Origin of the sequence: Bombilactobacillus mellis, assembly GCF_000967245.1 — a bacterium.
Taxonomy (GTDB): Bacteria; Bacillota; Bacilli; order Lactobacillales; family Lactobacillaceae; genus Bombilactobacillus; species Bombilactobacillus mellis.
In genome coordinates, this window is sequence record NZ_KQ033878.1 from 319,031 (window position 1) to 343,866 (window position 24,836).

The following is a 24,836-nucleotide window of genomic DNA, read 5'->3' on the forward strand; positions in this document are numbered from 1 at the left end:
ATCTAAAATTGCTTATTTAATATTCAATTGAAAAAGGGGTTCTAACTATTTCTCTAATAGTTAGAACCCTTAATTAAATTAATTTATAACTTTCAACCTTATTCCAAAAATTGCTTTTGTAATTTTTGAACTTTTTCTGGTCCAAAATTCAACTGTGTCTGAGCATAATGAAAAACATCCTGATAATTAGACTTAATTAAACGAAAAGAATTTTGTAAATATTCCGTCTTAACATATAAAGCAATGGCCAAGGCTTCTAGGGCCTCCGGTTTAGCCCCTTGCTGACGATAATAATCTATAATTTGATCATTAGCCTGTTTACGATCTTGATTAGTTTTTAAATAATCTTGCATAATTTGTTCTTCACTAACATTTAACAAGGCTAAAATTAGCGCTGCTCCAAAACCTGTACGATCTTTGCCCGCAAAGCAGTGAAACAAAGTGGCTCCGGTTTGATTATTTAACACTAAATCTAAAAACTGCTCGTAACCTGCTTGGGCGTTAGGATCCATGACTAAATCATGATAAATATTCAGCATATGCTGATCAACCTTGTCACTAGCACCAATGGTAATAAAGTCCTCTAAACTAGCATTATTCTGTGCCGACTTTAAGATATCAATATTGACAAATTGCACCCCGGGAATTTGATCATCAGGACGTTCTTGGATTTCAAAATCACGGCGAAAATCGATTACTAACGTCACATCATAATCTGTAGCCAATTGCGTCTTAGTAGTTTCGTCAAGTTGGACTAATTCCCCTGATCTTAAAATTTTTTTAGTTCTAACTTTTTGCCCGTTGGCTGCCACTAATCCGCCTAAATCTCGAAAATTAGTTAATTTCATTTTTTGACTCCAATTTTTTAATATGTTTTTAGTGTACTACATTTTTATCTTGTTACTTACAAAGAAAACTCGTTTGCTAAAACCAAATTCCCAACTGCATTAATTTCAATGGGATAAGCGATTTGATAAATAATAAATCACATAACAAATTATAACAAAAGGAATTGTACAATATAGAGCCACTCGCTGCTTAGGATCAAACCAAATTAATAAGCAGGAAAGACCACTGGCAATCAAAGCAAAATAGGAAACCCACGGGTAACCCGGTGTTTGAAATTTTAACTCGTTTAATGAATGACCGGCCGCTTGAAACTCCTTGCGAAAATTAATTTCTGACAAAGCAATCGCCATCCACACGATCACTACTGCCAAACCAGAGATGGAAACTAATACTAAATAGACGGTATCAGCGGCGACCACACTAGAAATCAAGGCCAAAATTCCACCCAACATGCTAAAACATAAAGCAACCACGGGCGAATTATTTTCATTAGTATGAGCAAACCATTCGGGAATGGTGCCCTCATTTGCTAATGACCAGAGCATTCTTGTCGAGGCGTATAAACCAGAATTAGCTGCCGAAATAATCGCAGTTAAAACCACGAAATTCATAACATCACCAGCAAAAGGAAGCTTCATCATTTTTAAAACATAAACGAAGGGACTTTGAGTAACTCCGGAAACTTGATAAGGAATTAAAGCAGCCATTACACAAATACTACCTACAAAAAAGATAATTAAACGCCACAAGGTTGTATTAATAGCTTTGGGAATTGTTTTATCAGGATTTTTAGCTTCACCAGCAGTTATACCAATCAACTCAGTTCCTGAAAAAGCAAAATTAACGGTTAACATTGTTGTGAAAACACCATGAAAGCCATTAGGAAACCACCCATTTTTATAGAAATTAGTGAATCCCGGTGCGTGATGATAATGGTTCAAAGGAATGATTCCGACGATTGCTAAAGCGCCTAAAATAATAAATACCACAATAGCAACTACTTTAACTGCGGAAAACCAAAATTCACTTTCAGCAAAAACCCGTACGGAAAAATAATTGGTCAAAAAAATTACGATCATGAATAAGAGGCTCCACACCCAAACGGGAATATTAGTAAACCACTGCCGCATAATTATTCCGGCAGCTGTAAATTCGGACCCTAAGGCAATTGTCCAAGTAAGCCAATATAAAATGGCAACAACAAAACCAGTTGCAGGGCCAATATACTTTTTAGCATAGACATGAAAGGCACCCGTATACGGCATAGCTACGGACAATTCACCTAAACAAAGCATGACAGCATACACTAAAATAGCACCAAATAAATAAGCGATGATTGTCCCTAAAGGACCAGCTTCATGAATTGTGTACCCAGAACTTAAAAACAGTCCGGTACCAATCACCCCGCCTAAAGAAATCATCCGAATATGGCGGGCTTCCATTTTTCTTGTTAAATGAGTTTTATGAACCATTAATGTCACTCCTTATTGCTGTTAACTCTAAAAAACAATATAATTAGAATATTATAACCAAATTATCATTTAAGCAAATGGAATTGGGAGGTTTACGGCAATATGGATTTAATCACAGCAGTTCACAATAAGGGGCTAGTAGTTGATGGAGCAATGTCTACTGCCTTAGAAAAATTAGGCGTCAATACTCAAAATAATCTTTGGACAGCCATTGCGCTAGTCAACGATTTAGAAAAAGTCTATCAAGTTCATTGGGACTATTTTCAAGCTGGTGCTCAACTGACCATTACTAATACTTATCAAGCCAACGTTCAAGGCTTTCTTAAAGCAGGTTATTCGCAGCAACAAGCACAGCAGTTTATCGCTCAAGCTGTTCAGATTGCTAAACAAGCGCGTTCGGATTATGAAAAAAAGACAGGCCGGCATAATTTTGTGGCAGGCACTATTGGTTCTTACGGGGCTTATTTGGCAGATGGCAGTGAGTACCGGGGTGATTATCATTTAACTACACAAGAATTATTGGATTTTCACTTACCACGGTTACAAGTTATTTTAAAACAAGAGCCTGATTGTTTGGCAATTGAAACTCAACCCCAGCTTTTCGAAACCCAAACCCTCTTAAACTGGATGCAAAATAATGATTCCACTGTACCGATTTATGTTAGTTTTACCTTAAGAGATCCTAAGACTCTCAGCGATGGCACTACATTAGCACAAGCAATTAAAGTCATCAATCAATATCCGCAGGTTTTTGCTGCGGGGGTCAATTGCATTGCCCCAGCTTGGGTTTTACCGGCTGTCCAACAAATTCACACACAAACTACTAAAGAGATAATTGTTTATCCCAATTCAGGTTCCAGTTACGATCCTCAAAGTAAAACCTGGCAGCCGCTCTCAGAAAAAATTGATTTTTATAGTTTAGCCAAAACCTGGTATCACGCTGGTGCTCATCTTATTGGCGGCTGCTGCACTACCGGCGTAAAAGAAATCCAAGCCATTGCTCAGGCTTTTGAAGAACTTTAAAAAGATTTCGAGTAATTTTACTGATAAAAAATTTCATCAGAGAAAATAACAGAATTTTAGAAGCGCCTCTTAATGACGTGAATACTATTAACTTAACTGCTGGCTATTTTTCACTATGGCAAAATAGATTTATATTAAATTTCTATCAAAATAAGGATGTGTAAGGTGGAAGTTGGACAAAAAACTGATCTCTGATAACGGCTCGCTTTTATAAAACTGAAAAACTTCATTAAGAAAGCCACAATCCAAGTTTTATTTGGTGCTTTTACCAATTCCAAAATTATACCGATATTTTTATGTGAGTGATCCATGTGTTTTAGCAATTATAATTTGCATAATATAATAAGAGCTGAAATCAGAAAATTTCAGCTCTTATTATTTTCAACTTTATTTTATTATTGTAAATTTGCGAGCGCCTGTGCAATAGGTGTACTACCATTGCTCAAATCAAAGCTCTGTTTAATTGTATTCGGCTGCTTTAAACACTCTACAATCGTTTCGGCTACATCACTTCGAGTAATGGTACGCACTTTTCCAGCAACTTCCAACTCTAAGTTAGGAGCTAAATCAATTTGCCCTTGGGGCGCATCATTTACTAATAATGCTGGGCGAATAATTGTATAATCCAAATTACTATTTTTCAGCCAGATATCAGCATAATATTTTGCCGCATAATAATAATTACCAGTACTTAAATTTCGTTGTCCGTAAGACCACAATTCCCGATTTTGACTGCCAATCGCACTAACAAGAAGAAAACGCGGTACTGACATAGTTTTTGCAGCCTCAATTGCTTTAACTGCACCATCTAAATCCACCATCATTGTTTTATCAGCCCCGGTTTTACCGCCTGAACCTACTGCAAATACTACGGCTTGAATATCCTGCATTGCCTTTTGCAGTTGTGTCATATCTTTTTCTACATCAACTAAAACACTATTGTAACCATGAGCCTGATAGTCCTCAACTTGTTTTAGCGAACGCAAGCCGCAGACTACGTCAAAAGCACTTTGTTGTAATTTCTTAACTAGTATTTGACCAATTTGCCCGTGAGCACCCAATACTAAAACCTTCATATTAACCATCCTCCTTATCAGTTGAATTAACCGCAATTTGATAATGATTTTGAATTAAATCATCTAATTTTCGCAAACGGTGATTAATTCCAGATTTAGAAATAGCCCCGCTGGGAACCAACTTTCCTAGTTCGGTTAAAGACATTTCCGGATGGGCCAAGCGTAATTCCGCAATTTCTTTTAATTTGGGGGGTAATTTATCCAAACCATAATGATCCCGTAAAAACTTAATATTAGATATTTGGCGGCTCGCGGCTTTAATAGTTTTATTAATATTGGCATTTTCGCAATTGACCAATCGATTCACCGAATTCCGCATATCACGCACAATGCGGATGTCTTCAAACTTGAGCATGGAACTAGTAGCCCCAATAATTTGCAAAAATTCAGAAATTTTTTCCGCACCTTTTAAATAAGTAATATAGCCATTGCGTCGCTGTGTCGTCCGAGCTTTTAAATTAAATTGGTTCATTAAATACAAAATTCCTTGATTTTGATTTTCATAAAGTGAATAAATTTCCAAATGATAACGTGATGTTTCTGGACTATTAACGCTGCCACCAGCTAGAAAGGCGCCGCGCAGATAGGAACGCGCCCGCTGTTTAGAATCCAGTACATCTTCCGGGATGTCGGTCAGAATTTGAAAGTTGTTATCCTTTATAATGCGCAAATCAGCTAAAATCTCTGGAACATGTTGGCGTAAACGCACAATATATTGATTATTCTTTTTCAATTTCATTTTCCGCCGGACCACTAAGTCAGAATCTACAGTATATAACTGATGCAACAAGGAATAAATCCGACGGGCGATCGCAGGATTTTCGGTAGGAATATTTAAAATAAAGTGATGCTGGATCAAAGATAAGCTGCCACTCATGCGAATGATGGCCGACAATTCTGCGCGAGCATGTTCAGGATGAACTTCTAATCCAGTTAATTCTTTTTTAACTTCACTTGCATAAGATGCCACATTTACCGCTCCTCATTTTTTCGGTTACCGGCCTGAAATGCTAAATTAACAATCTCTTGAGCCACCTTATGCCCATCATGAAAAGCCCCGCCATCATGCAAGGACAGAAAATCATCAGTAATTACCCGACAGCCCATTTGCCGCAAACCAGCAAAATCATTGCCTACTTGGCGCAAATACTCATTATAGCGGACATAGTCCATATAATCGCTTGGAACCGGCGTACTATTTACTAAAACAGTATCAATGTAATGCCCACCTAAGTGCCGATTTAATACGCGCACATGATCGGCATCCGTAAAATTAACAGTTTCACCCTTTTGCGTCATGATATTACAAATATATATCACTTCTGCTGCGGTTTCACGGATCGCTTCGCCTAAATTTTTAATCATTAAATTAGGTAAAATACTCGTAAATAAACTTCCTGGGCCCAAAACAATCACATCTGCTTGCATAATCGAAGCTAAAACCGGCAAGACTGCTTCAGGTTCTTCACTGGGATCATTAGTATCCGTAACCCAAACTCGTTCAATAGTTTTATCAGCGTAAGTAATTTCATGTTCACCCGCTAAAGTCGTTCCATCAGTAAACTTAGCATTTAAAGTTAATGGTTCATTTGAAGCTGGAAAAACATGACCTTCTACTTTCATCATCTGGGATAATTCCTGCACCGCATCAAAAATATTATTACCATCCATTTCCGATAAAGCGGCAATGATTAAATTACCGATCGCATGTCCTGCCAAAAAAGAATCATCACTTGCAAAGCGATATTGAAAAACATCCAATGACAACCGATCCAGATTGGAAAGTGCTACGAGGACGTTACGAATATCCCCCGGTGGCACCACGTTAATATAATTACGAATAGCTCCTGAAGATCCGCCATTATCGGCTACCGTAACAACAGCAGTGATATCAGCATTTAAATCACGTAAACTATTTAAAATAACCGGTAAGCCTGTACCGCCGCCAATGACAGTAATCTTGGGTCTTCTACCCTTAATAACTTTAATAGTCTTTGCCGCATTTGAACTCATGAACGATGCACCGTTTCCTTATGTCGATTTATATCCCGATGAACAATCTTAACAGGATATCCTGCTTCTTGCAGATCCTGACCTAATCGCTGAGCAATCGCAACCGAGCGATGCTGGCCGCCAGTACAACCAATTGCAATCGTGAGGCTGGTCTTGCCTTCTTGCTGATAACCGGGAATAATACTTTTTAAAAGTGTTAAATATTGATGAAAAAAGTCTTGTGTGACCTCTTGTTGAAAAACATAGGCTGCTACTGCCGGCTGTAAACCGGTCTGTGGCCGCAATTCTGGTTGATAATAAGGATTCGGTAAGAAACGAACGTCCATCACATCATCAGCATCAATGGGAAGACCATATTTAAACCCAAAAGACATCATAACGATATGAAAAATATTGTCTTTTTTTTCTTCAAATTTTTTAAAAATTTGTTCCCTTAATTGCCGTGGTGCTAATTCAGAGGTATCAATTACCAATTCTGCTTTTTTCCGAATCGGTGTTAACAGCTTCCGTTCTTTATTAATACCATCAATTAATCTGCCTTCCATGGCCAAAGGATGCGAACGGCGCGTTTCTTTATAGCGGGCTACTAATTCTGAGTCAGTGGCATCTAAAAATAAAATTCGGGTGCGGACGGATTTAATATCTTCAAAATCAGCAAATGCACTTAAGGCCTGATCATAAAATTCCCGCGAGCGAATATCTATCACTAAGGCCACGCGTTCAATTTTTTCTGAATTTTTTAACAATTCACCAAATTTTTCCAATAAAGACGGGGGCATATTGTCGATACAAAAATATCCCATATCTTCAAACGCCTGCACTGCCACAGTTTTACCGGCACCGCTCATTCCCGAAATAATTACTAGATCCTTGATAGTAGTTTCAGCCACAGTCTTCACTCCTATTTTGCCACTAACCTTATTATATAATAACTTGTCTTCATCTTTGCAATTCTAATCTAATATTTAACTATCACTTTCTAGAATAAATACTATGCAATCAGAACATTTATAATATCCACTAAATTAAGATATTTTTTCAAATTTTTCTAATACAGGTTTCAGATATTGACCCGTATAAGATTCTGCTACTTGGATAATATCTTCCGGTGTACCAGTAGCTACAACTTGCCCTCCTAAATCGCCGCCTTCCGGTCCTAAATCAATGACCCAGTCAGCAGATTTAATCACATCCAAATTATGCTCAATAACTACTACGGTATTGCCTTGATCGACTAACCGCTGTAAGACCATTAATAACCGTTTAATGTCGTCAACATGCAGCCCGGTAGTCGGTTCATCTAAAATATAGAAATTATGGCCATCAGACTTTTTATACAGCTCCGAAGCCAATTTCATCCGTTGTGCTTCCCCACCAGATAAGGTAGTAGCCGCTTGGCCTAATTGCACGTAACCTAAACCTACATCAGCAATCGTTTGTAATTTGCGCTTAATTTTAGGCAGATGTTCAAAAAATTTTAAGGCTTCGGCAACTGTCATTTGCAAGACCTCAGAAATATTCTTCCCTTTATAAGTGACTTGTAAAGTTTCGGAATTATAGCGAGTACCATGACATACTTCACACGGAACATAGACATCAGGCAAAAAATTCATTTCAATTTTTATAATTCCATCCCCCTTACAAGCTTCACAACGGCCCCCTTTAACATTAAAAGAAAAGCGTCCTTTAGTATAACCGCGCACCTTGGCCTCGTTAGTTTTCGCAAATAAATCACGAATATCATCAAAAACCCCGGTATAAGTTGCCGGATTACTACGAGGTGTGCGACCGATAGGACTTTGGTCAATACTAATAAGAGATTTCAGATTCTCATAGCCCAAAATTTGTTGAAACTTACCCGGTCGCTGACTACTATGGTTTAATTTTTGAGCAAGTGCGCGCTGGAGGATTTGATTAACTAAAGAAGATTTGCCTGATCCGGAGACACCTGTCACTACAATGAATTTTCCCAAAGGAAAATCTACATTAATGTTTTTCAGATTATTTTCGGCAGCCCCTAAAATACTTATTTTTTGGCCATTACCAGCACGTCTTTTGGCCGGTAAAGGTATAAACTTTTTACCTGCTAAATATTGACCCGTTAAAGAATGCTGATTACGAGCCACTTCTTGAGGCGTGCCCGCAGCTACAATTTGTCCGCCTTGAGCTCCGGCTCCTGGCCCGACATCAATTAAATAATCAGCTTGCCGCATAGTATCTTCATCATGTTCTACAACAATTAGGGTATTGCCCAAATCACGCATCGCCTTTAAAGAATTAATCAAACGGTCATTATCACGTTGATGCAAACCGATAGAAGGTTCATCTAAAATATATAAAACTCCGGATAAATTGGAACCAATTTGTGTTGCTAAACGAATCCGCTGAGCTTCACCACCGGAAAGTGTTCCTGCTGAACGGGATAAAGTTAAATAATCTAAACCAACATTTTGGAGAAAGGTTAAACGATCAATTACTTCTTTAAGAATAGGCTGGGCAATAACTGTATTTTGCGGTGATAATTTGATTGATTGAAAAAAGGGTAAAGCCTGTTTAATTGTAAAGTCCGAAACTTGAGCAATATTTTTGTGCGCAATTTGGACACTTAAAGCTTTGGGATTCAAACGTGCTCCCTGACAAGTCTGACAGACAGATTCTGTCAGATATTTTCGCATAATTTCACGCATAAAGGCACTGGAAGGTTTCCGATAACGATGAGCAATATTGGGAACCACTCCTTCAAAAGTGGTATCAACATCCCGCACATTGCCAAAATCATTATCAAAATGAAAATGAAATTGCTGCTCCTGCGAACCATAGAGTAAAAATTTTTGTTGCTTGGACGGCAATTTTTGAAAAGGAGTATCCATGTCAATTCCAAATTGTTCTGCTGCCTGGCGCAATAAGTTGGGATAATATTGGGAATGCTCCTCATTCCAGGGAACAATAGCTCCTTCATTAAGAGTCAAAGAACGATCCGGAATCACAAGATCAAGATCGACTTCCAGATTCATTCCTAAGCCATCACAGTCAGGACAAGCCCCAAAAGGAGCATTAAAAGAAAATAAACGCGGTTCTAACTCTCCTACCGTAAAGCCGCAGAGCGGACAAGCATAGTGCTCAGAAAAGACTAACGGCTCTTTGCCAATAATATCAGCTACCAAATAGCCGCCTGACAGGCGTAGTGCAGATTCAACAGAATCAAAAAGGCGCGAACGAATACCCTCTTTAATGATAATGCGATCGACAACCACTTGCAGATCGTGTTTTTGATTCTTATTTAGTTCAATCTGATCACTGATATCATGTAATTGACCATCAACAAGCACCCGCACATAGCCTTGTTTAGCAATTTGTGCCAATACTTTCTTATGCTGGCCTTTTTTGCTTCGGACTACCGGAGATAAAATCTGCAAGCGCGTCCGTTCAGGCAACTTTAATAATCTATCTACCATCTGTTGGGCCGATTGGCGGCTAATGACTGTACCATCATTAGGACAAATAGGCGTGCCTACCCGAGCCCACAATAAACGTAAATAGTCATTAATCTCGGTAGCAGTTCCGACAGTCGAACGCGGATTTCTAGAGGTGGTTTTTTGATCAATGGAAATAGCAGGACTCAATCCGTCAATAGAATCAACATCGGGTTTATCCATTTGTCCCAAAAATTGACGGGCATAAGAGGATAAACTTTCGACATAACGACGCTGACCTTCAGCATATAAAGTATCAAAGGCTAAGGAACTTTTCCCTGATCCCGACAAGCCGGTCATGACTACTAACTTATTTCGCGGAATAGTTACATCAATATTTTTTAAATTATGTGAACGTGCACCATGAATCTCAATATTATCATTTGCCATTAACTAATCTCAGCCTTCAATTCTAAAATTGTATCCCGCAAAGTGGCAGCTTGCTCAAAATCTAACTCTTTAGCAGCTCTTTGCATTTGTGCGGTTAATTGTTGTAGTAATTCTTGCTGTTCTTGATCCGACATACTATCAAAATCAAGTTCTTGGGCCGCAATTTGTTCATTTTCGCCTGTATGATCAATTGTTTTGACCGCGGTAATAGCATCTCGGATTGGTTTTTGAATAGTCTGAGGAGTAATTTGATGCTCTTCATTATACTGTTCTTGAATTTGTCGCCGGCGTTTAGTTTCACCGATCGCCACTTTCATTGAATCAGTTTGATGGTCCGCATACATAATTACATGTCCATCTTTATTACGGGCTGCTCGACCAATAGTTTGAATCAATGGTCTTTCCGAACGTAAGAAACCTTCTTTATCAGCATCTAAAATTGCAACTAAAGATACTTCCGGCACATCAATACCTTCCCGGAGTAAATTGATTCCCACTAAGACATCATATTTACCTAAGCGTAAATCACGGATAATCTCTGTCCGTTCCAGCGTTTTAATATCACTATGCAGATAAGCTACTTTAATTCCCAAGTCCTTTAAATAATCACTCAAATCTTCGGCCATTTTCTTCGTTAAAGTAGTCACCAAAGTACGTTCGTTATGTTCAATACGTTGATTAATCTCAGCTACTAAATTATCAATTTGACCCATAATTGGACGAATTTCTACATCCGGATCCAATAAACCAGTGGGCCGAAGTACTTGTTCAACCACTTCCGAAGTGCGTTCTAATTCATAGGGACCAGGAGTTGCAGATACATACAAAATTTGGTGTACATGCTTTTCAAATTCATTTAAAGTTAACGGTCGGTTATCTAAAGCACTGGGTAAACGAAAACCATAATCTACCAGCATTTGTTTCCGGGCCCGATCACCATTATACATTCCTCTGATCTGCGGCATAGTCACATGAGATTCATCAATCATAATATTAAAATCATCAGGGAAGAAATCTAATAAAGTAAAGGGTGGCTCACCTTGAGCCCGGCCTTCCATATGCCGCGAATAGTTTTCAATGCCGGAAGTATAACCCATTTCCCGCATCATTTCAATATCATAGTTGGTCCGCTGTTCTAAGCGCTGGGCTTCCAAGAGCTTGCCTTGGCTTTTAAGTTCTGCCAGTCTTTGATCTAATTCATGACTGATCCGTTTTAAGGCAGCTGTCATTTGTTCTTCGTTAGTCATAAAATGGGTAGCCGGAAAAATCGAAACCTGATCTCTTTCACCCAGAATTTCTCCAGTTAAGGGATTCATCTCTAAAATACGGTCAATTTCATCGCCAAAAAATTCAATTCGTAAAGAATTATCGTCACGCGATGCTGGAAAAATATCAATTATGTCACCGCGCACACGAAAACGACCTCTTTGAAAATCAATATCATTGCGTTCAAATTGATTATCTACTAAATCCTTCAATAATTGCTGGCGATTAACTTCTTGGCCCTGTCTTAAAGAAATTACATTGGCTTGATATTCACGTGGATCACCTAAACCAAAAATACAAGACACCGAAGCCACTACAATAACATCATTGCGTTCTAATAAAGCTGAAGTAGCAGCATGCCGTAATTTATCAATTTCATCATTAATACTGGAATCTTTTTCTATATACGTATCACTAGAAGGCACATAAGCTTCTGGTTGGTAATAATCATAATAGCTGACAAAATATTCTACTGCATTGTGCGGAAAAAATTCTTTAAATTCCCCATATAATTGACCCGCTAAAGTTTTATTATGAGAAATAACTAAAGTTGGCTTATTTAAATTCTTAATAACATTAGCCATGGTAAAAGTTTTGCCCGTACCGGTTGCACCTTTTAAAATTTGCTCGCGATTACCCTTTTTAAAATCCGCGGTAATTTGATCAATTGCCTGTTGCTGATCTCCCGCTGGTTTAAATTTAGAAACTAACTCAAATTTGTTATCAGTTGTCCGTTCTAGCACGTATTTACCTCCTCACACTAAAAAAGTTGGAGTAATTTCCAACTTTAAATTCTAAGGCTATAATAGCATAGCGAACATATTTTCGCCATCCATAAGATTAATTTTCTGACAGAATCTGCCGGCTAATGGCGGATAATTTTTCTCTGGAGGCAAAATCTTCATTCAGCAAATCCGGCAAAACTTCCTGTAAAAAATACCGGCCGCAAGCCATATTTTGAAACTGTTTAATAGTGGTCAAGCTTTCACTAAAAATTTCAATAAATACATTATCCGGATTGCCTTTTTCAATTTCACCAAAAGACTCATACAATAAATCAACCTTATCTGCAATAGCCAAAATATGCCCCTCAATCGTATCATCTTTGCCCTCACCTAGACGGCGACGAAACCGATCCTGCAGATTATGGGGAATTTCTTTTTGAATAAAATTTTCTGTCATATCATTATCTACCTGGGCTAACATTTGTCGCAATGATTTAGTAGCATATTTAACCGGAGTTTTAATATCACCGATAAAGCGTTCCGTGTAATCATGATTTAAAGCTTTTTCATATAAGGATTGCCAATTAATCTGCTGTCCGGCCAACTCTTCAATATCACCTAAAATTTGAGCGATTTCAGCTACTTTAAAAGAATGAGCGGCCACACTATGTTGTTGATATTGAAAATGTCCAGGGGCGCGATCTAAATTTTCTAAATTAGTTAGTCCTTGAATAAATTGATGAATGCCCATATTAAAAAACGCCTCCCTAATTGCTTAAAATTTCTAATATGTTAATCCAAATTAGAAATAATTGCAATTAGAGAGCCGCTACAGACTAATACCAGCTATTAATAGCTTCTACATAAGCCGCCAATTTTTCATCAGCAGCAGCTTGATTAGCAGCTGTTACTCCCACATAATTCTTGATCTTAGGTTCCGTTCCTGAAGGCCGCACTGCAATCCAAGTTTCATCAGCTAATAAGAATTTCAAAACATTAGCCCGCGGTAATCCTAAAGAACTAGTAGTTCCATCCACATTTTTCTGGATACCACTTTGAAAATCTTGGACACTTTGAACGGGAGTGCCGTTAATTTCCTGAGGTTCACTCTTTCGAAATTGCGCCATCAACTGGGCCATCTTTTGGGCCCCATTGACTCCGCTAAAAGTTTTCGAAATAGTTTGCTCTTTAAAATATCCATATTTTTGATAAAGATCTTGGATGCCGTCATATAAAGTTTTACCTTGGCTTTTATAATAAGCAGCCACCTCAGCTAATAATAAGCTGGCCTGAATGGCATCTTTATCGCGAACAAAAGGTTGAATTAAATAGCCGTAACTTTCTTCAAAGCCAAATAAAAATTGATAATTTCCCTGATCTTGAAATTGCTGAATTTTTTCGGCAATAAATTTAAATCCGGTCAACACGTTAATCATTTTAACGCCATAAGCAGCAGCAATTTTGGCAGCCAGTTCCGTCGAAACAATCGATTTGACGACCGCACCGTTAGCCGGCAGCGACTGGTTTCTTTTTTTAGCACTTAAAATATATTCTAATAAGACACTGGCAATTTGATTACCCGTCATTAACTGATATTTCCCACTAGGCTGGCGCACAGCAGCTCCTAAACGGTCGGCATCAGGATCAGTAGCAATCAAAACATCGGCTGCAGTTTTGTTTCCATCACGAATAGCCAGATTAAAAGTTTCAGCAAACTCCGGATTGGGAAATTGAACTGTAGCAAATTCCGGATCTAAAATGGCCTGTTCTTTAACTAACTGCATTTGCGTAAAACCAGCTTGACTAAAGGCACGGCCGGCTAACATTTTCCCGGTTCCATGTAAAGGAGTATAAACAAATTTTAAGTCAGAATACTTTTGTAACAGATTTTGATCGATCGTAACCGATTGTAATTGTTGTAAATATGCTTGATCAATATCTTCGCCCAGTAACTGCAACAATTTGTTTTGGCGCATTTCATGAATATCAGCTACCTTAATGGCAAATAGGTCAGATGCTTGGCGCACATATTGAGTGATTTGATCCGATTCTTGTGGTGGCATTTGGCCGCCGTCAGGGCCATAGATTTTAAAACCATTGTACTGAGCCGGATTATGACTGGCCGTGATCATAATACCTGCATAGGTCTGCAAATAACGGACCGTAAAAGATAACTCAGGAGTAGGCCGCAAACTATCAAATAAATACACTGGTATTTGATGATAACCTAAAACCCGCGCGGCTTCTGTCGCAAATAATGATGAATTATAGCGGGAATCAAAGCTGATAGCTACCCCCCGTTGTTTTTGCTCGGCTGTTAAGGTATCCATAAAGCGAGCTAACCCTTCTGCAGCTTGGCGGACAGTGTAAATGTTCATACGGTTAATACCGGGTCCAATCACCCCCCGCATTCCAGCAGTGCCAAATTCTAACGGTGCATAAAAAGCATCTTCCAGTTGTTGTGCATCATTTTTTAACGCTTTTAATTGGGCTTTTAGGGTTAAATCCATTGCTGGACAATCAACCCACGTTTGATAATTATCTTGCCAGTTCATAATTAACCTCCAAAGATTACTCACTGCTTTAAATTATAACGTTTCTTATAAAAAAAGACTAACACAATTGTTAGTCAGCAGTAGTTAAACCTTGTAAGAAATTAAAGACTCCCTGGCCCGCGATTCCCCCTTCGCCGACGGCTGTAGTGATCTGGCGTAAATCTTTTTTACGAACATCACCAACCGCAAAAATCCCGGGAATCTTGGTTCGCATGTGGTCATCCGTTTCAATCCATTGGTCGTCATTAGTAATTCCTAAATCTAGAAAAGACTCAGTGTTTGGCTTAATGCCCACATAAATGAACACACCGGCAGCATTTAAGACTTTTTGTTCTCCTGTCTTCTTATCACGATACTTTACCCCAGTCACATGTTTATCATCACCTTGAATTTCTTCAACGGCCGCATTCCAAATAAAATTAATTTTTTCATTACTAAAGGCCCGTTTTTGTAAAATTTGTTGGGCTCTTAATTGATCGCGCCGATGAATAATAGTAACTGATTTGGCTAACTGTGTTAAATAGATTCCTTCTTCAACGGCCGAATCACCGCCACCAATGACCGCTACATCTTCTCCTTTAAAGAAGGCTCCATCACACACAGCACAATAAGAGACGCCCTTTCCAGAGTGTTCATTTTCTCCGGGAATACCGATTTTTTTATACTCAGAACCCGTAGCAATTATTAAGGCGGGTGCCCGATATAATTCATCTGTAGTTTTTACTAATTTATCGTGACCTTCAAGTTGCACACTTTCTACGGAACCATATTGATAATCCACTCCAAATTGAATAGCAGATTGATACATTTCTTCACCTAATTTGGGACCCATAATGGATTTAAAACCAGGATAATTTTCTACTTCTGCTGTATTATTCATTTGGCCGCCATAAATACCACGATCTAACATCAAAACTTTTAAATTAGCTCGAGAAGCATATAAAGCAGCTGTCATTCCCGCAGGTCCAGCTCCGATAATAATAACGTCATAATTCTTTTCTGCCATCAATTTATCCTCCTATCTAACTCATTCATATCATAGATGGACCCTCAAATAATTACCAATAATTTGCCTTTACCTTAATGATGATAAGGATATTTCAGGCCGCTGCCAGCTAAATAATCAGGCACTTGATCGCGTTTTCTACGATAAATAAAGATAACCGCTGCCGTCACAAATAAAATGACCGACAACATTTGGGAAACGCGCCAAGGACCCCAGTACAAACTATCTGTGCGCAAACCTTCCACAAAAAAGCGCCCACACGAATACCATAAGATATAGCTTAAGAAAATTTCTCCCTGTTTAAATAAATGCGGATGATGTCGCAAAAATAATAACAATATCAAGCCCAGCAAATTCCAAGCTGATTCATATAAAAAAGTCGGTTGACGAAAATGACCATTAATATACATTTGTTGAATAACAAAATTAGGAAGCTGCAGACTCTGTAAAAAGTGAGCTGAGGTAATGCCGCCATAAGCTTCCTGATTCATAAAATTGCCCCACCGTCCCACTATCTGTCCGATTAACAAACTAGGGGCCGCAATATCTAAAATAAGCCAAAGGGGTAAATGACGTTTATAAGTAAAAACAATCGTCACAACTAAGGCCGCCAAAAGCCCCCCGTAAATAGCAATGCCGCCATGCCAAATTTTAATAATTTCACCGGGATATTGGGCATAAAAGGGCCATTGAAAAATTACATAATAAATTCGTGCTCCCAATAAGGCAAACGGGACTCCCCATAGGACTAAGTCAATAATATCATCAGCCATAATCTGGCGCTTCGGTGCTTCTTTGAGAGCCATCCAAACACCAATAGCTGCTCCAGCAGCAATTAAAATGCCATACCAGCGAATAGTGACAGAGCCCAGTTTTAAAAAAATAGGATTTAATACTAGCAGACTCATTTTTCCAAATCACTTTCTGAATTTTGTTGGATTAAACCGGTCAGCTTATCTTCAAAACGGGCTGCTGCATCGTAACCCATTTTTTTCGAACGATAATCCATAGCTGCGACTTCAATAATATTAGCAATATTTCGTCCAACTTTTACCGGAATAGTTATTGCCGGTACTGAAACATCAAAAATTTGTTCGGTTTGGGTATCTGAGCCAATACGTTCATAATTTACCTTTTCGGACCAACTTTTTAGGTTAATAATCAAGGATATTTCCATCGATGTCCTAACGGCTCCTGCTCCGAAAAGGTTCATAACATCAATAATGCCGATACCGCGCACTTCCATCATATTTTTGAGAATTTCAGGTGCTTCACCCACGAGAGTATGTTCATTTTGCTGATAAACATCGACCCGATCATCAGCTACCAAACGATGCCCGCTTTTTACCAACTCTAACGCAGTTTCACTTTTGCCAATACCTGAATCTCCTTTAATTAAAATTCCCAAACCGTAAACATCTACTAATACTCCATGAATGCTTTGGCGCGGTGAAAGAACCTTTTCAAAATATTGGGTAATAATATTTGATACTCTTGTAGTCGTTAACGGTGATCCTAAAATAGGAATACGATGCTCATTAGCAGCCCGTCTCATTTCCATGGAAGGTTGAATTCCCCGGGAAAACACAAAGGCCGGCGTTTGAGCAGTACACATTTTAGATAATATCCGATAACGATTTTCCGGCGTCATTGTCTGGGCATAAGAAGTTTCCGTTTGCCCAAACAATTGAACTCGTGTGGAAGGATAGTAATCAAAATAACCCGCTAACTCTAGACCAGGACGAGAAATTTCAGTTTCTACTACCCTTCTTTCCGACATATATTCTTTACCATAATAAGGTCGAATATTAGTATTATCCACCAAATCGTGAATCGTAACTTTAGTTTCTTCCATAATTTCTTTCCTCCAAATTCAGATTATCTACGCTTTTGAAAAGCATGGTAGCCGACAAAGGAATTGGCAATCGACATGATTAAAGCAATAATTATTGCAGCACTGAAACTGCGTAATACAAAACCATTGATTAACCAAGCCACAATTTCTAAGGTCAAGCCGTTAATAATTAAAGAAAATAACCCAAAAGTTATGAGTGTAATGGGAAAAGAAATTATATGCAAAAGCGGCTTAATAGTCATATTCAATAATACCAAAACAAAACCAGCAATAATGGCAGTTATAAAATTATCAATAAAAAAAAGGCTCGGTAAAACTCGGGCAAGTGCCATAAATAAAAGAGTATTAATAATTGTTTGATAAATAATTTTCACAACTGCAACTCTCTTTCTTTTTCGAACTAAAAATAACCTTAACTTAAGCTAGATTGAAAAGTTTAAAAACTGCTAGCCAATATTTTTACTATTTAAATCAGACAACTTTCCTTGTTTCAAATAAACAACCCATTCACACAAGTTAGTTACATAATCACCTGTTCGTTCCAAATAATTAGCTACCAGCATATAAGTGGTGCCATTTTCAACTGCTTGCGGGTTAGTTTTCATGCTTTGAATACAGGTTTGATTAACTGTGCGTACTAATTTATCAATATCATTATCTTCTAGAGCGATTTCAATGGCTTGCTGGTCATCTTGCTGCAAATAGGCTTCAATGGCCTGATTAAACATGCTTTCAACCAAATGCGAAATTTTACTAATCAATTGTTCAACTTCAGGCAAGATCGCATTCTTTTGCAAACGAAAAGTTGCGCGGGCAATACTGACAGCATGATCACCCATTCGCTCTAAATCGGAACTAGCTTTTAAAATAGTTACAATCATTCTTAGATCACTTGTTACCGGTTGTTGCAAAGCAATCATTTCAAATGATCGTTTCTCCAAATCAATCTCACGATTATTAATATTTTGATCATTTTGGATGACTTTCTTAGCCAACTCTTGATCATGGGTAATAAAGGCAGTTACCGATTTTTGGATCGCTTCATTAACCATCATTGCCATTTCGGAAAAACGGATATGCAAGTTCTTTAGCTCCGTTTCAAATTCATTTCTCACAATAAACCACCTCAATAACTTATTTTCATTAGCAACGATTTTCAACCAAAGCGTCCACTAATATAATCTTCTGTTTTTTGTTCGCGCGGATTTAAAAAAATCTGCTTGGTTTTATCCATCTCAATTAATTCACCCTGATAAAAGAAGGCCGTTTGGTCTGAAATTCGTGAAGCCTGATGCATACTATGGGTGACAATAACGATTGTATATTGTTCTCGTAATTCTAATAACATATTTTCTATTTGCGTCGCTGAGATCGGATCCAGTGCTGAGGTTGGTTCATCCAGCAAAATCACCTCCGGCTTGACCGCCAAAACCCGTGCAATACAAACACGCTGCTGCTGGCCTCCCGATAAAGCCAAAGCACTCTGATCTAATTTGTCTTTAACATCATCCCAAATGGCTGCCTGACGCAAACTAGTTTCTACCGCTTCATCTAAAACAGCACGTTGATGAATGCCCGCAATTCTTAAACCAAAAACCACATTATCATAAATAGAAAAAGGAAAAGGATTGGGTTGTTGAAAAACCATTCCAATGCGTTTACGTAATTGGACAGTATCCATTGTAGGAGCATAGATATTTTGCCCTTCTAAAGCAATATTACCGGTAATTTTCACGTTGTCAATCAAATCATTCATTCGGTTTAAACTACGTAAAAAAGTTGATTTACCACAACCGGAAGGACCAATCATCGCCGTAATCTCCCCCCGGTTAATCTTGAGGGTAATACCCTTTAAAGCCTCTTTTTGACCATAAAATAAATGAACATCCTGAGCTGTTATAATTGCATCTGTCATTAATACTACTCCTAACCAAAATGTCCAGAAACGTAATCTTCTGTCAACTGCACTTGCGGCCGTGTAAAAATGCGCCGAGTTTGATCATATTCAATTAAATTTCCTTGATGAAAAAAGGCTGTATAGTCACTTACACGTGCCGCCTGCTGCATATTATGAGTCACAATAATAATTGTATAACGATCTTTTAAGTCCTGCATTGTTTGTTCAATATTAGCAGTAGAAATCGGATCTAAGGCACTGGCCGGTTCATCCATTAATAAAATATCCGGTTCTAAAGCTAAGGCCCGGGCAATACAGAGGCGTTGTTGCTGTCCTCCTGAAAGTGCTAAGGCACTTTTATTTAAATCATCTTTCACTTGCTCCCATAATGAAGCCTGTTTTAAAGTAGTTTCGACAATTTGCGCCAACTTCTGCTGATCATGCTGACCGCGTCTTTCTAAAGCAAAGGTAATATTTTCTTTAATTGATTTAGAAAAAGGATTAGGCCGCTGAAAAACCATCCCAATATGTTTTCGTACTTCGTAAACGTCAACTTGGTCAGAATTAATATCTACTCCCCGATACATAATATTGCCGGTGACTTGAGCGCCAGCTACCGTATCATTCATTCGATTCAAACTGCGTAAATACGTCGATTTGCCGGAACCGGAAGCTCCAATTAAAGAAGTAATTTTAAAACGTTCAAATTGAAGACTGACTCCATGTAAAGCCTCATGTCCGGCATAACTGACTCGCAGATCCTTAGTTGACAAAGCTATTTCATGTTGCTGCTCATCTAAAATACGTGTAAAACTAGTTTTTTGTGCCATCGATTACTCACCTGTTAGATGTTTGTACAATTTACCGCCTAAATAACGCGCCGCTAAATTAAACAGTAAAACTACGATTACTAAAACCAAGGATGAACCTGCCGAAACTGCGCTGGCATCCGGAATTAAACCTTCAGAGTTAACTTTCCAAATATGCACCGCCAAAGTTTCTGCAGGACGCATAAAATTCAGGGGTGACGATAAACTTAGAACATTCCAATTAGTAAAGTCTAACGGCGGTGCACTTTGACCAGCAGTATAAATCAAAGCTGCCGCTTCCCCAAAAACACGCCCTGCAGCCAAGATAATCCCGGTAATGATTGCTGGCAAACATTCTGGAATAATTACATGAATAACTGTTTCCCAACGTGATAAACCTAAAGCTAAACCAGCTTCTCGTTGATTTAAAGAAACTGTCTGCAAGGCATCAGTAATACTTCTCACTAATAAAGGCAAATTAAAAATGGTTAAGGTCAAAGCACCTGACAAAATAGAAAAACTGAAATGAAAATGTACTACAAAAATTAAAAAGCCAAACAATCCAACTACAATAGAAGGCAAAGAGCTTAAAACTTCAATCGCTGAACTAATTAGATTGGTCAATTTTTGATTAACTGTATACTCGGACAAATAAATAGCAATTCCAATTGCCAAAGGAATAGAGACCAGCATTGATAAGATGAGTAAATATAACGAGTTAAACAGTTGTGTACCAATGCCGCCTCCAGCTCGAAAACTTTGAGCTGCTCCCGTTAAAAAGTGCCAATTAATATGCGGCAATCCGGCCCCAAAAATATAAATCAATAAGGCAATCAAAATAGCCACAATAATCGCCGACATTAAATAAATAACTCCGGTCATTAAGCGGTCAATTTTTTTAGCTTTCAATGTAGTTCACCTCGTTTGGCTAAATATTTAATGACAATATTAAATACCAAAGACATAAGTAACAGTAATAACGCTAACGACCACAAGGCGTTATTGGCAGTAGTACCCATAACAGTGTTGCCCATATTCATTGTTAAAACACTAGTCAAAGTAGTGGCCGGTGACGCTAAATTGCTGGGCATTAAAGTCGCATTGCCAATGACCATCTGCACCGCTAAGGCTTCTCCAAAAGCTCGAGACATTCCAAAAATAATCGCCGTCATTAATCCGGGTGCGGCCGCGCGCAAAACTACCCGATAAATAGTCTGCCAACGTGTAGCTCCTAAGGCTAGTGAAGCTTCACGATAATATCGCGGCACTGCTTTTAAAGCATCAACGGCCATCGAGGTAATCGTTGGTAAAATCATTACCAGTAACACTAAAGTACCGGCTAGAATTCCAAAACCGCTGCCCCCCAATACTTTTTGCACAGCCGGAACAATTACAGCTAAACCAATAAAGCCATAAACTACGGAAGGAATTCCCACTAACAATTCAATCACCGGTTGTAAAATTTTATTGCCTTGCCGAGGTGAAATCTCACTCATAAAAATAGCCGCCGCTAAAGCAAAGGGTGTTGCTAACAACACTGCCAATAATGTCACTGCAAAAGATCCAAAGATCATTGGTAAAGCACCAATGAGGGGACGATGATGAATATCAGTTTGTTCCGGTGACCACGAAGTTTTAGTAAAAAAATCCACTAAACTGCCATGATCTTGAATAAATATGGCTACTCCCTTGGTAGCAACAAAACCAAAAATAGCTAAAACCAATAAGATAATAACTAAAGTACATAATTGAGTAATTAGGCGCCCCCGCGTTTCAATTTTAGCCGATAGTGATCTTTCTTTGAGGCTTTTAGCAATCGGATCCATTTTATTCACCTGCCTTAATTTTGGTAACTTTACCATGAGAATCTTGTTGATAGTGCATGGCTTTTATAGGAATATAACGCATTTGTCGAACCTCATGTTTTTGAAATTGATCGCTCAACACATAATTAACCAAACGTTTCGTAGCAGCTGTGGGCTGACGCTTAGTATACATATGTTCATACGACCAAATAGGCCAACGATTATTAGCCACATTATTAATCGAAACCTGCACCCCGTTAATTTTTAAAGCGGGTGTTTCTTTAGTTAAATAAGGCCAGGCTAGATAGCTAATTGCTCCGGGAGTATTTTTAACTATTTGTCGAACCATACCACTGGAATCTTGTTCAGAAGATTTTTTAGTTGGGCGCCCGTGCATTACTTGCTGTTCAAAGATAGTGCGCGTCCCACTGCCTTGGGCGCGATTAACAATCGTGATTGGTAAATTAGGACCACCTAATTCCTGCCAATTAGAGATTTTACCCATAAATATTGCCTGCAATTGGGTTAAAGTCAAATTCCTTATTGGAACTTTATGGTTAACAATGGGCACGACAGCTACTACACAAACTCTGTTATCACTAATTTCTTGAGTCCGAATTCCTTTTTTCTGCTCAGCAAATACATCAGAATTACCAATTTGAACTGCTCCTTGTTGAACTTGAGATAACCCGGTTCCACTTCCACCGCCTTGAACGTTGATATAAGCCTGAGGATTTTGTTCAGTGAATTTTTCTCCGGCGGCTTCAACCAGTGGCTGAAGCGCTGAAGATCCCACCGCAGTTACAGTTTGTTGATGTGTCTGCGAGCAGGCAGTTAAGCTCCAGAAAAATATTACCACTAATAATATTTTGAAATATCTTTTCATATTTTCCTCCATTAATTAACTTAACAGAATTTTTCTTAATAATTAAGACTTGTAATTTTTTCTGTCATTATAGTGGTAAATGAACCTTGACCTTGGTCCCTTCATGTAACTTGCTCGTTAATTTAACTGTTCCATTTAAAGTTTGAGCCGCTTCTTCAACAATGGCCAAACCTAAGCCCGTACCTTGATTTTGTTTAGGATCCACTTGGTAAAAGCGTTCAAAAATCCGTTTTTGTTCCGTTGCGGCAATCCCGATTCCACTGTCTTCCACAGTGATATTTAAATAATTTTCTACTTCATTATGATCTAGAGTAATTGATACAGTCCCATGCGGGCGATTATATTTAACTGCATTGCTGATTAGATTTTGAATAATTTGTTCTAATTCACGCTGATAAGAACTAACCCACTTGTTACCATTAATTTGTTTTTGAACCTGCAAATCCAGCTTTTTAATTCCCGATTGCTGTTTAGTCAAGGCCGTATGGATTAAATCTGCAGTATTCACATGATCTGGCAACAAATTCTCCTCTTGATCTAATTTATTCAATGCTATTGTGTCTTCCAGCAATTCCTCTAAATTATGCGCCTGATTTTTAATATTTTCTAAAGACGAAACATTCTGAAACTGTTTTTCCTGTAAAAGTTCTTCAGCTTCTTCTGCAATTTCTATAACTGATGGCTGTAATTTTTCACTAATATTATTAATAAAACTTAAGCGCTGCTGCTCTAATTGATAAATATTAGTTAAATCATACAAAATTACAATTACTTGTTGTTTTAAATCCTCTTCACTATGAGCAATCCGAATTACATTTGCATCAACATACCGATCCGAATCACCGTATAATTGAATATTGCGGCGATGATTACGATTTTCTCTTAGTGTCCCTTCAATCATTTGGCTTAAAGCATAAGTTTGAATATCATCTACAAAGGGATGTTTTTCTTCGGAAATTTGTCGGCCCAACATAATAGCCAACATTTGATTATGCAATAAAACATTGCCGTCTTCATCCAAAAGCATTACTCCCACAGGTAGATGCCCCATTAAGCTTTGAAAGCGTCGTTTTAATACGGAATTAGCAGCCAACTGGTGGCGATGATCTTGATCTAACTCATTCACCAGCTTAATCAAGGTGGTGTAAGGAGTATTATCTTTAGCAATCAAGGAATCTGTTTGTTCATTATCTTTGATTTGCTGCAGCTTTTGAATAATGGCTGCTAAGTATCGGCGTTGCTGCCGATAGGTCAAATATTGAATAGTTAAAACTACTAACCATAAAACTAAATAAACTGCTGAAAAAATGCCGCACAAATTGGAGTGCTGCCAAACAGATTGATAATGCTTCACCATGACCCGCTGTTGATTAGCGCTAGTTGAATCCAGTAAATACAATAAATACCGTTTGCCCCGAAAATATTGTAAATGATAAGGATTGGTATTATCTAATTGATTTTGATGCAAGGCGTCATGGACTTGCTGCTGGCGAATGGTGCGGGGATGATTAGAGTCGGTCACAATCGTCAATTGATGATCATCAGCCCAAGAAGCCAATGAACGAGAATGACTATCCTTTTTCAAAACTTGGTAATCATTTTTCAAAGCCGCTAAATGACTAATCTGATCTTGCTTAACAAACTGGCTGAGAATGAATAAACAAAAGCTGTAAATTAAGATACCTATTATGGCAGTTATCATCATCGTTCGGCGTTGTCGGCGCATACTAACTCCT

The 24,836-nt window shown here is 38.3% G+C and carries 22 protein-coding genes; 1 reads left to right on the top strand and 21 read right to left on the bottom strand.

Going from position 1 to position 24,836, the window contains the following annotated elements; translation table 11 throughout:
- Positions 1-98: 98 nt before the first annotated feature.
- Positions 99-848, bottom strand: coding sequence for a tyrosine-protein phosphatase (locus JG29_RS05750; RefSeq protein ID WP_045923008.1), 750 nt, complete (start codon positions 846-848; stop codon positions 99-101).
- Positions 849-953: 105 nt separating this feature from the next.
- Positions 954-2,321, bottom strand: coding sequence for an amino acid permease (locus JG29_RS05755; RefSeq protein ID WP_045923009.1), 1,368 nt, complete (start codon positions 2,319-2,321; stop codon positions 954-956).
- 102 nt (positions 2,322-2,423) lie between these two features.
- Between JG29_RS05755 and mmuM the strand changes: the two genes are divergently transcribed.
- Positions 2,424-3,344, top strand: a complete 921-nt coding sequence (gene mmuM / locus JG29_RS05760; RefSeq protein ID WP_045923010.1) for a homocysteine S-methyltransferase — start codon at positions 2,424-2,426, stop codon at positions 3,342-3,344.
- Between the two features lie 395 nt (positions 3,345-3,739).
- Here the strand turns inward: mmuM and JG29_RS05765 are convergent, their stop codons facing one another.
- The 19 genes from JG29_RS05765 to JG29_RS05855 form a co-directional block, all read right to left on the bottom strand.
- Positions 3,740-4,420: an SDR family oxidoreductase gene (locus tag JG29_RS05765; protein ID WP_045923011.1), complete on the bottom strand. Its 681-nt coding sequence runs from the start codon at positions 4,418-4,420 to the stop codon at positions 3,740-3,742.
- A gap of 1 nt (position 4,421) precedes the next feature.
- A complete protein-coding gene (gene whiA / locus JG29_RS05770) occupies positions 4,422-5,390 on the bottom strand; it encodes a DNA-binding protein WhiA (RefSeq protein WP_045923012.1) in 969 nt (322 codons plus the stop codon).
- 2 nt (positions 5,391-5,392) lie between these two features.
- Complete coding sequence (locus JG29_RS05775) at positions 5,393-6,433, bottom strand: gluconeogenesis factor YvcK family protein (protein ID WP_045923013.1); 1,041 nt, start codon at positions 6,431-6,433, stop codon at positions 5,393-5,395.
- Positions 6,430-7,323, bottom strand: coding sequence for an RNase adapter RapZ (gene rapZ / locus JG29_RS05780; protein ID WP_084232615.1), 894 nt, complete (start codon positions 7,321-7,323; stop codon positions 6,430-6,432). The genes JG29_RS05775 and rapZ overlap by 4 nt, the downstream gene beginning before the upstream one ends.
- A 135-nt stretch (positions 7,324-7,458) precedes the next feature.
- Positions 7,459-10,296 (bottom strand): excinuclease ABC subunit UvrA, encoded by a 2,838-nt coding sequence (gene uvrA / locus JG29_RS05785; RefSeq protein WP_045923014.1) that lies wholly within the window; start codon positions 10,294-10,296, stop codon positions 7,459-7,461.
- Positions 10,296-12,305, bottom strand: a complete 2,010-nt coding sequence (gene uvrB, locus JG29_RS05790; RefSeq protein ID WP_045923015.1) for an excinuclease ABC subunit UvrB — start codon at positions 12,303-12,305, stop codon at positions 10,296-10,298. Before uvrB ends, uvrA begins: the two co-directional genes overlap by 1 nt.
- Before the next feature lie 97 nt (positions 12,306-12,402).
- Positions 12,403-13,038, bottom strand: coding sequence for a YfbR-like 5'-deoxynucleotidase (locus tag JG29_RS05795; RefSeq protein ID WP_045923016.1), 636 nt, complete (start codon positions 13,036-13,038; stop codon positions 12,403-12,405).
- 85 nt (positions 13,039-13,123) lie between these two features.
- Complete coding sequence (locus JG29_RS05800) at positions 13,124-14,842, bottom strand: phospho-sugar mutase (protein WP_045923017.1); 1,719 nt, start codon at positions 14,840-14,842, stop codon at positions 13,124-13,126.
- A gap of 70 nt (positions 14,843-14,912) precedes the next feature.
- Positions 14,913-15,848, bottom strand: a complete 936-nt coding sequence (gene trxB, locus JG29_RS05805; RefSeq protein ID WP_045923018.1) for a thioredoxin-disulfide reductase — start codon at positions 15,846-15,848, stop codon at positions 14,913-14,915.
- 74 nt (positions 15,849-15,922) lie between these two features.
- Positions 15,923-16,756 carry a prolipoprotein diacylglyceryl transferase gene (gene lgt / locus JG29_RS05810; protein ID WP_045923019.1) on the bottom strand — a complete coding sequence of 278 codons (834 nt, stop codon included), beginning with the start codon at positions 16,754-16,756 and terminating at the stop codon, positions 15,923-15,925.
- The gene (gene hprK, locus JG29_RS05815) at positions 16,753-17,703 is read right to left on the bottom strand and encodes an HPr(Ser) kinase/phosphatase (protein WP_045923020.1); all 951 of its coding nucleotides are present in this window, start codon (positions 17,701-17,703) and stop codon (positions 16,753-16,755) included. Before hprK ends, lgt begins: the two co-directional genes overlap by 4 nt.
- A gap of 23 nt (positions 17,704-17,726) precedes the next feature.
- Complete coding sequence (locus JG29_RS05820; protein ID WP_045923021.1) at positions 17,727-18,077, bottom strand: phage holin family protein; 351 nt, start codon at positions 18,075-18,077, stop codon at positions 17,727-17,729.
- A gap of 72 nt (positions 18,078-18,149) precedes the next feature.
- Positions 18,150-18,818, bottom strand: coding sequence for a phosphate signaling complex protein PhoU (gene phoU / locus JG29_RS05825; RefSeq protein ID WP_045923022.1), 669 nt, complete (start codon positions 18,816-18,818; stop codon positions 18,150-18,152).
- 41 nt (positions 18,819-18,859) lie between these two features.
- The gene (gene pstB / locus JG29_RS05830) at positions 18,860-19,618 is read right to left on the bottom strand and encodes a phosphate ABC transporter ATP-binding protein PstB (RefSeq protein WP_045923023.1); all 759 of its coding nucleotides are present in this window, start codon (positions 19,616-19,618) and stop codon (positions 18,860-18,862) included.
- A gap of 11 nt (positions 19,619-19,629) precedes the next feature.
- Entirely contained in the window at positions 19,630-20,430 is an 801-nt protein-coding gene (gene pstB / locus JG29_RS05835; RefSeq protein WP_045923024.1) for a phosphate ABC transporter ATP-binding protein PstB, read from the bottom strand.
- A 3-nt stretch (positions 20,431-20,433) separates the two neighbouring features.
- A complete protein-coding gene (pstA, locus tag JG29_RS05840) occupies positions 20,434-21,318 on the bottom strand; it encodes a phosphate ABC transporter permease PstA (protein ID WP_045923025.1) in 885 nt (294 codons plus the stop codon).
- A complete protein-coding gene (gene pstC, locus JG29_RS05845) occupies positions 21,315-22,235 on the bottom strand; it encodes a phosphate ABC transporter permease subunit PstC (RefSeq protein ID WP_045923026.1) in 921 nt (306 codons plus the stop codon). Before pstC ends, pstA begins: the two co-directional genes overlap by 4 nt.
- A gap of 1 nt (position 22,236) precedes the next feature.
- Complete coding sequence (locus JG29_RS05850; protein WP_045923027.1) at positions 22,237-23,100, bottom strand: phosphate ABC transporter substrate-binding protein PstS family protein; 864 nt, start codon at positions 23,098-23,100, stop codon at positions 22,237-22,239.
- A 67-nt stretch (positions 23,101-23,167) separates the two neighbouring features.
- Positions 23,168-24,826, bottom strand: a complete 1,659-nt coding sequence (locus JG29_RS05855; protein WP_045923028.1) for a sensor histidine kinase — start codon at positions 24,824-24,826, stop codon at positions 23,168-23,170.
- Positions 24,827-24,836: the final 10 nt, after the last annotated feature.